This window comes from Clostridiaceae bacterium HFYG-1003 (genome assembly GCA_024579835.1).
Taxonomy (GTDB): Bacteria; Bacillota; Clostridia; order Clostridiales; family Clostridiaceae; genus JG1575.
Genome location: CP102060.1, coordinates 806619 through 818937, shown reverse-complemented (window position 1 = coordinate 818937; position 12319 = coordinate 806619). Strand labels below are relative to the sequence as shown.

Annotated in this window: 8 protein-coding genes; all 8 read right to left on the bottom strand. The window is 55.2% G+C overall.

Annotated features, from left to right (window positions below; all coding sequences use genetic code 11):
* Positions 1-97: 97 nt before the first annotated feature.
* Positions 98-1093, bottom strand: a complete 996-nt coding sequence (locus NQU17_03865) for a PD-(D/E)XK nuclease family protein (GenBank protein ID UUM12709.1) — start codon at positions 1091-1093, stop codon at positions 98-100.
* 439 nt (positions 1094-1532) lie between these two features.
* Positions 1533-4130 carry a hypothetical protein gene (locus NQU17_03860; protein UUM12708.1) on the bottom strand — a complete coding sequence of 866 codons (2598 nt, stop codon included), beginning with the start codon at positions 4128-4130 and terminating at the stop codon, positions 1533-1535.
* Between the two features lie 20 nt (positions 4131-4150).
* Entirely contained in the window at positions 4151-4498 is a 348-nt protein-coding gene (locus NQU17_03855) for a hypothetical protein (GenBank protein ID UUM12707.1), read from the bottom strand.
* Positions 4499-5003: 505 nt separating this feature from the next.
* Positions 5004-5813: a carbon-nitrogen hydrolase family protein gene (locus tag NQU17_03850; protein ID UUM12706.1), complete on the bottom strand. Its 810-nt coding sequence runs from the start codon at positions 5811-5813 to the stop codon at positions 5004-5006.
* Positions 5814-6064: 251 nt separating this feature from the next.
* Complete coding sequence (gene ftsY, locus NQU17_03845; GenBank protein UUM12705.1) at positions 6065-7015, bottom strand: signal recognition particle-docking protein FtsY; 951 nt, start codon at positions 7013-7015, stop codon at positions 6065-6067.
* Positions 7015-10581 carry a chromosome segregation protein SMC gene (gene smc / locus NQU17_03840; protein UUM12704.1) on the bottom strand — a complete coding sequence of 1189 codons (3567 nt, stop codon included), beginning with the start codon at positions 10579-10581 and terminating at the stop codon, positions 7015-7017. The genes ftsY and smc overlap by 1 nt, the downstream gene beginning before the upstream one ends.
* Positions 10572-11606 (bottom strand): radical SAM protein, encoded by a 1035-nt coding sequence (locus NQU17_03835; protein UUM12703.1) that lies wholly within the window; start codon positions 11604-11606, stop codon positions 10572-10574. The genes smc and NQU17_03835 overlap by 10 nt, the downstream gene beginning before the upstream one ends.
* A complete protein-coding gene (gene rnc / locus NQU17_03830) occupies positions 11603-12289 on the bottom strand; it encodes a ribonuclease III (protein ID UUM12702.1) in 687 nt (228 codons plus the stop codon). The genes NQU17_03835 and rnc overlap by 4 nt, the downstream gene beginning before the upstream one ends.
* Positions 12290-12319 lie beyond the last annotated feature (30 nt).

The window sequence follows — 12319 nt, the reverse complement described above, 5'->3', positions numbered from 1 at the left end:
TGCCTCACCTACCCACTGGATTATGATACCAGTCACAAAAAGACCTGTCAAGTATTTTTACTTAACAGGACTGCTCTCGGTGAAAAAACTGCGGCGATTATTCCGGATTGAACCAATATTCCCTCCTCACAATCGATTCCATCATCCCCTGCATCATCGCGATCTTTTCACGATAGTCTGTTTCGTTATATTCAACATATCCGACGGTCATCGAATTTCCCGGACGAAATGTCTTTTTCTGAAAGCCTGGCACCTTACCCTTGATGTAGTCAAATAAGCTCCATCGAACCTGTGTGGAGCGTTCCCTCTTGCCGCTCAGTTTGACGGCAATCACCTGGTCTTCAATCTGCAGGTATAGATCTTCGACATATTCCTTCAGTAAGTTGCATCCATTCAATTCGTCATTGCTTAAAAAGTACCACCATAAAGCCCGGAATCCGCCGGATGGATTTGCAACATAACTCCAATCATACGTCCGCCGGATATCAATTACTCCGTCTTGAATCAGGTGCGAAAAGAATCCTTTGTATGCATGATCGTTGCCATCCGTCCACTTTTCAATGGGATCCGTCGCATATCGCTTCACCTGGCAGTCGATGGCACGGAGATACTCATAGTAATCCTGAAAAATGTGGTTTTTCGTTTTCTCTTTATATTTTCCGAATAGTTCCAGCAGATCCTGCCGGGTAATGTTGACGACATCCTTCTCAGGAAACGCCTGTTCCATAATTTTGTAATAAACACATATTATTTTATAATTGTCACTTTCCGCTTCCAGCTCCTCTTTATATTTTTTGATCTGTCCCCCATGCTGACTGGTAAAAGTTTTATCTTCCACAATGATCCGGTACTTGTGACTCACATCAAGCAGGACATCAATATTCTTATACTGTCTTGAGATTTTAGTAATGACAAACGCTTCCTCGCTGCCGATCATTATTGCAAGCAGTTCCCTGGCACAGTCTGTCAGATGAGGATCTACGCTCAGATACTCCTCGTGAGCGAAACTCATCAGCCAGCAGATGAACGCATCCTGGGACAGTTCACTGGTTGCGTACGTGAACAGATTGTTCTTCATTAAGTTTTTCTTCAACCTCCCATTTCCTCAATTCCTTCCTCGTTCCGGTCTTCTCATCGGATAGGATAATTTCGCACTGCAGTTCAAATTCCTTTGAATAAGGAATACTCATTTCTGCCTTTCAGGAATGGTCCAACGCCTGATCAGCTCCGTTCATGCTGAAACCCTTTATCTTACCGTCCAATGGAAGCTCCCGCTGCCGCTTTGTCTGATGCTTCGCAGCATCCCTGGGAGGATCAACCCAGGCAATGGTTTATATTATGGCTTCATCAGGCTGTTATCAAGGGCCAGCTTTCTGTCCCTGACAAGAGGACCCGAATGGTTAAAAGATCCGGCTCAGTTCATTGAATGAGCCGGATCGTGTCCGGAATTACTGACTATGACTGGATCTGCTGCAGATTACTGGCTGGGACGATATTTACTCAGACGGACAAAAGAAGGGGCGACGGAAGCGCTAATCCCGGTACAAGGTATAGGTTTTATCCGCTTTGTAGGAATAGACCTTGAGCGTGTTCTCTTCGACCAGAGTCATGCGATAGACATTTTTCCAGCCGGCGCTGTCACTGCCAAATTTCATCACATCACCCAGAATCTTGAAATATTTGCCGGTATAAAAGGGCAGGTTGTAGGTAATTCTCGGATCGCCGTCTTTTTCAAAGTACAGTTTAAAATAATTGGATCCGGAACTCCACCGCCCCACAATCCGACTCCAGGTGAAAAAGTCATCCTCCAGAAACTTTGCCATGTCCTTAAAGTCAGCATGCTCTTCTACATGCTGCAGCAGGTAATACATGGACTCATCATAGAACGTGAAATAATCGGTCTGCTCTGGCGGCAGTTTATATTCCTCGGACTTCATTTCCGCGGCACAGTAGACAAAGTACGAAATCGCATCCCGGAAAGGAAGCAAATCCTTATAGCTGTAAGTTTTATCATAACCCACCACTTCGTATAACAAATCATAGCAGTCCTCTTTGTTCCCGGCCTGGAAGGCTTTGATCGCGTCACCGTATTTTCTGATCTTGCGAGCCAGATCAGCTTCGCCTCCCAGGGAATAGTATTGGGACGCCTTCTCGTAATCCTCTTTCTCATCGAAGTCCCTGGCAATCTTCAAATATAAGGTATTCGCTTTCTCCTTGGCCTCTGGATTGCCGGTACCGGCGTTCCAGTAGTACTCGGCGGCTTTCACGAGATCTCCAGTGGCTTCATATTGCTTTGCCAGCGTAAACGACAGATTCTGATACTTAGCAGCACTGTCCTTATAGGCGGAGCGGAACCGATACTCTGCCAGGGCACCCTCCAAATCGCCGCTCTGTTCCAATGACTGAGCCAGGGCATAGGTCAGTTCGTTGACTTTTGCCGGGCTGTCCTGGAATGTCCCGGCCAGCAGGTATTCGTCCCGGGCTTCCTTGATTTTTCCGGCAGTTTCCAGCTCCCCGCCCAGCCGGTAGGCCGTCTCCGTTTGCAGTGCTTGAACAGCCGGCGAGATCGTTTTTAGTTTATTCAGACTTTCCCTGGCAACGGCAAGTTTCCCCTCTTTCAACAGCCCCTGGACATACGGTACCAGTGCCTCTTCCAATTTTTGCTGGGATCTCGGGTATCCCGTAATGGAGCCCAGCACAGCAACCGCTTCCGGATACTTTTTCTCCCCCAGCAGGATCACTCCGGCCTCATAGCGAGCAATCCGGGATTTATTCGACGAATCCTTGTGGCCGCCCAGTTTGTCGTACAACGGATAGGCATTCAGATAATCGCCGGACGTAAACAATTCCTCGGCTCGCAGATATCTGGCTTCCACCGTTTTTGCCGGACTGTCTTTGTAATTGCCCAGCTGTTCAAACTGATCGGCGGCTGCCTGATATTTCCGCTCATTCAGCAGGGCCGCTGCCTGCAGGTAGTTGGTTTCCTGGACATTCACCGCACTGTCCTTATAGGTTTCAAGCTCCTTGAACAGTTTGGCTGCCTCTTCATAGGCCCCTTCCCCGCGCAACTGCAATGCGTGACGATAGCTGGCTTCCTGTGCCAAATTCCTGCTGTCAAGAAAATCATTCAGCACCCGGAACCGCACGGCTGCCTCTCCGTTGTTTCCGGCATCGAGTTGACGGACCGCTTCATTATACCGGTATACCGGAATCCAGCGCGTCAGTGCCAGGAATCCGACGACCGCAATGGTGATCGCCAAGGCACTCAGAATCCCGTATTTTTTCACCGCCTGAAGCCTTCGAGTCCGAAGAGCCAGCCGCTCCGCCTGTTCCCTGGCTTCACGTTCCCTGAGTTCCGCTTCTTCCTGAAGCCGCTTCTGCTGCTCGGCAGCTTCCCGCTGTTTCCGTTCCTCCGTCAGTCGGGTCTGCTCTGTCTGATGGGCCTGCTGCTTTTCCGTCAGCCGAGCCGGATCAGCTGTCTGAAACAGCCAGTCGCGCTGCAGGCCGCACCGTCCGCAGCTGTCCCATGAACCGGGATTGGGGAAGGCGCAGGCACAAACCCAGTAAGCAGCCTCCATCACCGGCAGGTACTTGTGGCTGGCAGCATTCTGAAAGTGAGGTTTATCCGTGATTTCCCGGTCAAACTGCTCCAGCGCTTCCTTGGGCCAAAGCTCAGCCAGCAGCGGCGTTCCGGGACTTACCTCGGACGAATCCTCCGATTCCCATCTCGAGCCATCCCCGAATACCGCCTTCTGGACTCGTACTTTGACCTGCCTGGTTGGTGCTGTTCCCAAAAGAATCGGCTTGCCATCTCCAAACAGCGAACCCGGTTCCGAGTTCAAATCCTGATACATCATCGCCTGATCCGCCTGATCTGCTATCGAGTTGCCTTGTGCGTCAAGCCGCGCGATCGCGATTTGAGCGGCCCGGATGGTTCGACGGGAGACATTGCGCAGCCGCAGCTGCAGAATCATCTGGCGGCTCAGCGTGTCATACAGCAACGCCCCCTTATCGATCTCCAGCGGAGCCCCCAGAATCCACTCGTCCTGCTTCAGTTCCCCTATTCTCTGGTAACGTTCATTCCCCATCGGTTTGTCCTCCTGCCCGGTCTCATCTTCTGTTGCACTCAAGTTGTTTTCCTGCCTGTACACTAAAGACCAGGCAGATCATCAAATACAATCTGGTCAGGCTTTGCCGCCGTATGAACCGAACCGGAACTCAGATTTTTCTCCATCATATTTTTAAGCTGAACGGAATTCAGGAAATTTCGTTCCAGCAGTTCAATGACTTCCGCGGCTCCCATCAGCAGCAGACAGGTAATAAATCCCGCCAGCCAGAAATAAAGCATGACCGGGAACGCCGAACCGCTCCCCCCCAGTGCATCCATCATATCAGCCACATCCAGTCCAATGAGCGCTCCCCCGATTAAAAACACGACGCCCGCTCCAAAAGCGGTATACTGGAAAATTTTCGCGATCTGGTTCTTGTACTCTCTCATTCCTTCTCCTCCAAATGAAAAATTGCCGTTTACGGCTGTCAGTCTGTCCCAGGGAACTTTTCTTCAGCTTCTCCCAGAATCCTCACTGACCCACCGAGTCATAGTTCCGGATGACTTAAAGAATATCCTGAGAATACTCAGAAACTTAGTTCTATTTTAATCGGTTTCGCCGTCATAGTAAACGTTTTTTAATTGTATCATCGCGATATATGCGCAATAATTCTACTAATTCGACATTGGCCGGTTCAATCATTCGAAAACTTTTAATTGCTGATCTTTTATATAACTTGAGTTAATTCTAATCACGGCCTGTTGCTAAACAATTGGATGAGGGTTGAGCAGGTTTCTGAAAACAATATCGCTGGCAGTAAGAGGATATGAAATTAGGGTGCGCGTCAAAGAACGACAAAAAGAGAGACAGGCACAATTATACCCATCTCTCTGGTTCAACCAGTTAAGAGCAACGAACCGAATTAATTGATCTATGAGCTTTCGGCGACTAATCCTATCGATACAGTTCCGGACGCCGGGAACGAAGCAGCGGCAGTCCCTGCCGAATGGCTTCACAGTCATCCAGATCAATGGCCGCGGACAGCATGCCCTCCGTTTCGTCCAGCTGGGCGCGGATATCGCCCCAGGGGCCGGTGATCAGGGAATGGCCGTAGGCATGGTAGGATGCGGTCAGATCGCGGGCCGGTGAACAGCCTGCCAGGAACAGCTGATTGTCCAGCGCCCTGGCCCGGAAGGACAGATCCCAGTGGGCCGGACCCGTCGTCAGGTTGAAGGCGGCCGGAACCAGGACCAGCCGGGCTCCCCGCTCCGCCATGATCCGGGTCTGTTCCGGAAAGCGAATGTCAAAGCAGATCATCAGGCCGATCTTGCCAAATTCCGAATCAAAAACGGTGATTTCATCCCCCGGGGTCAGGGTGTCCGATTCCCGGAAGCAGATCCCCCCCGGGACATTGACGTCAAACAGGTGAACCTTTCGGTGGCGGGCTACTTCCCGGCCGCTCCGGTCAAACACATAGGAGGTGTTGTACACTTTTCCCCCGTCCAGTTCCGGGACAGAGCCGGCACACAGCCAGATCCCATGCTGCCTGGCCAGGTCGGACAGCCTCTGCCAGACGGCTTCCCCCCGCGTTTGGGCATATCGGGGAAAATTCGGTGTTTCATAAGGACAGACAAACATCTCCGGCAACACCACCAGATCCGTACCCTGGGGCAGCTGGCCCAGACGTTCTGCCAGTTTTGTCAGATTCGCTTCCACATCAGATTCCACTTTCATTTGCAATAAAGCCAGGTTTACTCGATTCATCGGTTTCCCCTTTCCCTCTTCAGCGTGATCAATAATACTGTTGTTATCTGCTCGTCTCTTGATCCGTTGCTGTTCATCCACGGTTGCTGTTCATTCATTCGGTTCAGCATTTGATGCTGTTCCGAAGTTGCTGCTGTTCAGCCTTTGCTGCTGTTCAGTCTTTGCTGCTGATCAGTCTTGCTGCTGATCAGCACACGGTAGCGTTCAGCCACGGTTCAGTCTGTTCCGATTCCTACTTCGTTCCTGCCGGATTACTCGGGTTTGACTTCATGCTCGAACTGTTCCAGATCCAGATCGCTGTCTAACAGCAGAGTGGCAAACTGAGCGGCGTCAAATTCCTGGACGTCGTCAATGCCTTCACCGACGCCGATGTAGCGAACCGGCACGCCCAGGGTCTGGCTGATGGAGAGGACGACGCCGCCTTTGGCTGTACCATCAAGCTTGGTCAGGATGATGCCGTCAATATTGACGACGCTCTGGAATTCCTGAGCCTGATTGATGGCATTCTGGCCGGTGGTGGCGTCCAGTACCAGGAGCGACTGCTTGTGGGCCGATGGATATTCCCGGTCGATGATCCTGTTGATTTTCTCCAGCTCTTTCATCAGATTCTTCTTGTTGTGCAGCCGTCCGGCCGTGTCAATCAGTAGAACGTCAGCCTGGCGGGCCCGGGCGGCGATGAGCGAGTCATATACGGTGGCCGCCGGATCAGAGCCCTCCTGGTGACGGATGATGTCAACGCCGGCGCGGTTCGCCCAGATTTCCAGCTGGTCGATGGCGGCAGCCCGGAAGGTATCTCCGGCGGCAACGAGGACTTTTTTCCCCTCTTCCTTGAAGCGGTAGGCCAATTTGCCGATGGAGGTCGTCTTGCCGACGCCGTTCACTCCGATGATGAGCATTACCAGCGGGAAGTCAAGCGGAGCGGGTTCCTGCTGATTCAGCGTTTCCGCGATGACTTCCGCCAGAGCGGGCTTCACGTCCTTGACCCGGCTGATCTTCTGCGTCCGGATCTTCTCCCGGAGCCGTTCGATGATTTCATCGGCGGTGCGCGCTCCCACATCGGATGTGATCAGCGCCTCCTCCAGTTCATCATACATGTCGTCGTCGATGTAGACCGCGACCTGGAACACTTCATTGATCCGGTCGGTAAAGCTGTTGCGGGTCTTTTCCAGCCCCTTCTTCAGTTTTTCAAAAAATCCGGCCATTATACTGCCTCCTCCTGTGCTGGTTCCAGATCGACCGAGACGATCTTGGAAATTCCTTTTTCTTCCATGGTAACACCGTAGAGGATGTCAGCTGCTTCCATCGTCCCCTTGCGGTGCGTAATCAGTATGAATTGAGTCTCCCGGGCGAATTCCTTGATGAAATTGGCATAGCGGTAGACATTGGCATCGTCCAGCGCGGCCTCGATTTCATCGAGGAAGCAGAACGGTGAAGGCTTCATGCGCAAAATCGCGAAGGTCAGCGCAATGGCCGACAAGACCTTCTCCCCGCCGGAGAGCAGATTGATGTTTTGGAGTTTCTTGCCCGGGGGCTGCACGTTGATGTCGATGCTGCCCGTCAGGACATCGCCTTCGGACAGAATCAGCTCGGCTGTGCCGCCGTTGAAGAGCTGATGGAACGTATCCTTGAAATTACGGGATAAAATAACGAAGTTTTCCTTGAACAGCGCCCGCATTTTTCCCGTCATGTCCTGAATCAGCTTTTCCAGCTCGGCTTTGGACCGGAGCAGGTCATTGCGCTGGGAACTGAGGAACTCATAATGCTGCGAGATCTTCTCGTATTCTTCGATGGCGGCCAGGTTGACATTGCCCAGAGCGGTGATTTTGCCTTTGATTTCGCTGATGCGCTTTTTAGCTTTGGCCTTGGACTCCAGCGGTTTGGCCAGATCCCTGGCCTGGGCCAGCGTCAGGTCCAGGTCTTCATTGAGCCGGGTAAGCAGTTCTTCTTTGTCCGATTCATATTTTTCCAGGTTCAGGCTGGCTTTGAGCAGTTCCTTTTCCAGGCGGTAATACTCGTCCCGGACGGTGTCCGCCAGACGCGAGGCTTCCTTGATCTGCGACCGGATCTGAACCTCTTTTTGGTCCAGTTCATCCATGGTCTGATCCAGCGCCTGCATCCGCGTCTGATGGGCGTCCCGCTCCGTCCGGATCTGGGTGGTTTCCTCTTCCAGACTCAGGGTCAGTGCTTCCTGGGTTTCCCGGTCTGCGATCAGGCCGCTGAGGCGCTCCTCATACGAGCGAAGCTGTTCCTTCAGGCGGCCAATTCCCTGGCGCTGACTGGTCAGGTCCGTTTCCCAGCGGGTCACCCGGATCCGGTGATCGGCCAGTTCCTCCTTGCGGCGGTCATTAATCCGGAACAGTTCCCGGCGCCGTTCGCGCAGTTCGGTTTCTTCCAGCAGAGCGTGCTCCATGGCAGACTGATTCGCTTCGATTTCCTGACTGGTGGCGGTCAGCTTCTCCCGGGCCAGATCCAGTTCTGATTCCAGAGAACCGCCCGCCGCGGTCTGCTCGGTCATCAGCGTCTGAATCCGGCTGATTTCCCGGACAAATCCTTCGATTCGTTCGGCCAGACGCGTTTCTTCCAGCTCCAGCTGGCGCAGCTGGTCATCCGACCGGGCCAGCTCCTGCTTTTTGGCATCGAGCTGTCCGCTCAGGGCTTCCAGCTCGAGCTTCTTTTGGCCGAACTCCTGCCGGCCCTGGGCGATGGTCTGCCCCAGAGTCTCCAGCTCCGCCTTGCGCGACATGACTCCGAAGGACTGCCCTTTCTGGCTGCCGCCGGACATGGCGCCGCCGCCCAGAATCATATCCCCTTCCAGGGTCACGATCTTGATCTTGTAGCCCGTCTCGCGGGCGGCCAGCACGGCATCATCCATGTTCCGGGTGATCAGGGTCCGTGCCAGCACGCTGTCCGCGATTTCCCGATAGGCATCGTCGGTTTCGATCAGGTCCGAGGCAAAGCCCAGAACCTCGGCATTCTTGAACTTGGGCATGGCAATCCGCGAAGCGCGGATGACATTGCGCGGCAGGAAGGTCGCCCGGCCCAGCTTCTGCTTTTTGAGAATCTCAATCAGGGCTTTGGCCTGGTCATCGGTAGCCGTGATGATATTGCCGATGTAGCCGCCCAGGGCCGCTTCAATGGCTACGGCATATTCCGGCCTGGTCTGAATGACATCACCCAGTACCACGGCCTGATCCAGGTGCGGCGATTTGCTGCGCTTCAGATACCCGAACAGATCCCGCACGCTGCGGGCATAGCCCTCGTGGGTTTCCTCCAGATTCCTGAGCATGGCTTCGCGGCCTTCGGCGTCACGTACCTTGCGCCGGATGATCTCCAGCTCATTGGTCAGCTCTGCCGCCGCGCGCTGCAGGCGGGTTCCTTCCTCCCGCAGCGTGCCGTGTCCGGTCTGACGATCCGCCTTCTGATCCAGCACAGCGGTCAGTTCGGCTTTGAGCTGATCCCGGCCCCGGGTATTCAGGGCCAGAGACGCTTCGTAGTTGCCGCATAAGTCTTTTAGGCTGTCCTGCCGGGACTGCAGCACCTTTTCCCGGACCTGCTCCTGCGAAAGGCGCTCATCCAGCAGCCGGCGCTCTTTGCGCAGGTTCTCCTGCCGTTCCTTCAGCCGTGTGCTGTCCTGTTCACTGCGCCCGATCCGGGCCTCCAGCTCGCCCATGGCCGCTTCATGCGCCCTCTGGTCTGCAATGGCACTCTGATGGCCCAGACTCAGTTCCTGTTCCCGGGTCTGAGCCTGGGTCAGCTCATCCCGGGCTTCCTCGATCTGAGTCGTCAGAGCAGCAGCTCCGGCTCTTGCCTGGGCTGCGCGTTCCTGGCAGGACCGGGTCCGCTCCGCCAGCAGAGCGATCTGTGAGGTGCCCTCGTCGAAGCGCCCCTTGCGTTCATAGTATTCTTCGCGGGTCCTGGCCTTTTCCTCCGACAGATCATCCAGCGCCTGGGACAGATCCTCCTGGGATTGTTCCGCCGCGGCCTTGGCTTCCCCGGTCCGGGCAAAGGCTTCAGAAAGTTCCTGATGCCGGGTGATGGAGCCGGCGTTGCGCTCCTCCAGTTCCTCCAGCTCCTGCAGAATCACAGCGATCTGCAGGTCCTTCAGTTCGCCGGACAGCGCCAGGAAGACTTCAGCTTTTTCCTTGTCTTCCTTCAGAGGCCCGATCCGTTCCTCATAGGTGCTCAGGATATCTTCCACCCGCACCAGGTTGTCATCGGCCGACTTCAGTTTCTTTTCGCCTTCTTCCTTGCGGGCCTTGAACTTGGTAATGCCGGCAGCTTCTTCCACCAGGCCGCGCCGCTCTTCCGGCTTGCCCGAGAGAATCGCGTCAATCTTGCCCTGGCCGATCATGGAATAGCCTTCCCGGCCGATGCCGGTGTCCATGAACAGCTCATGGATGTCGCGCAGACGCACGACGTTGTTGTTGATGAGATATTCCGATTCCCCGGAGCGATACAGCCGCCGGGTCACCGTCACTTCGTTGTAGGGAACGGACAGCGTATGGCAGGAATTGTCCAGAGTCAGCGAAACGCTGGCCTGGCCCAGCGGCTTGCGAAACTGAGTGCCGGCAAAGATGACATCTTCCATCTTGCCGCCCCGCAGCTGCTTGACGCTCTGTTCGCCCAGAACCCAGCGCACGGCATCGGAAATATTTGATTTGCCGGATCCGTTGGGACCCACCACCGCGGTGATGCCCGAACGGAATTCCAGATCGGTTTTATCGGCAAAGGACTTGAAGCCCCGAATGGTCAAATTTTTTAAATACATAGGCTGATGTCGAGGGTTCCCTCTCTCCTTAGGATAACTTGTCCGCGCCGGATCTGGTCCGTGGCGGTTACCCGGCTGATCCTGGCCTGATTGCGGCGGTAATAGCGCCGGCCGGCGGCATAGAGCACTGACTGGTCTTTGGGATGGAGCAGCAGCTCCCAGGATCCGGGGGCATCGGACAGTGACCCGGCGATGCGCTCATGCAGGCGCCGGGACAAGACCAGCTCCCGGAATGCCGGATGGTGCGGCCCGGCGATCAGATCGGCGCCTTCGGTCAGTTCCTGATTGGCCTGGAGACCAACCCGCAGTACCTGAATGCCGGCTGCCTCATACAGGGTCAGCAGCTCGGCACACCGGGCGACGGCGTCTTCCAGCTCCAGAGGAAGATAGCGCCCGGCGGCATAAAGTTCGGCCAGGGGTGTGCCCCGCACCACCAGTGTCGGATAGATTCTTACCTGGTCCGGCTTCATGGCAATACTGGCTCTGGCGGTGGCCAGATCAGATGCCGAATCAGCCCCCGGCAGCCCCGGCATGATCTGATGGCCCAGGGTGATCCCCCGGGACCGGATGAGCCGTGAGGCCCGTTCCACATCTTCTGCGGTATGACCGCGGCCGCTCTGAACCAGCACCGGGTCATCCAGGCTCTGAACCCCCAGTTCGATGATGTCCATGCCAAAGGATGCGCAGCGCTCCAGGACTTCATCATCGATGAAGTCAGGCCGGGTCGAGCAGCGGATATGGGAAATGGCGCCGGCCTGGCGCAGGTCCCGGGCTGCCCCCAAAAGTTCCAGCTGCTGGTGGACAGGGATCCCGGTAAAGCTGCCGCCGAAAAACGACAGTTCCACCGTCTTCTCCCCCGGTGGGAGCGTGGCCAGATGGCGTGCGGCAATCGCCTGGACGTCCGCTGCGCCAAGACTCTGGGGATCTGCCGCCTGACAGCCGCTGATGCGGGACTGATTGCAGAAGACGCAGGTATGCGGACAGCCCAGATGGGGAATGAAGACCGGAATGATATAGTGCCTCAAAGGGTTTCCTCCCGGTGCAGGGCCAGCTTGCTCAGCGCGTCCCGGGCCGCTTCCTGCTCGGATTCCTTCTTGCTCATGCCTTCGCCCCGGCCCATGGTTATTTCATCCACGGCGACCCGGGAAAAGAACTTGCGCCGGTGCGCCGGACCCTCGAATTTGACCAGATCATAGTGGATATTGACCTCGCCGGACTCCTGGAGGAGTTCCTGGAGCCGGGTCTTGTAGTCCAGAACGATTTCATGATTCAGGGCGCGCCGGATGATGTCCTCGAAATGTTCCAGGATCAGCCGGTCCGCCGCTTCCGTGCCCTGGTCCAGATACAGCGCCGCGATGACCGCTTCCACCGCATCCGCCAGCAGCGACTGGCGCTTGCGGCCGCCGGTGGCTTCCTCGCCGTGGGACAGCAGAATATAGCGCCCCAGGTTCCACTTCTGGGCCACCTCATACAGGGAAGGCTCGCAGACGATGAGGGCGCGGATTTTGGTCAGCTCGCCTTCACTGCGGCTGCCGCCCCGCTCATACAGCGCCCGGGTGATGCACAGCTGCAGAATCGCATCGCCCAGAAATTCAAGTTTTTCGTTGCTTTCCATGCCCTGCTGCTGGTTGGCATAGGAAGAATGGGTCAGGGCCTGTGTCAGCAGCTTCTCATTGGAAAAGCGGATTCCCAGTTCGTTCAGTTTCATGATTTGACTCCTTTGTCAGCTTGAGTCCAT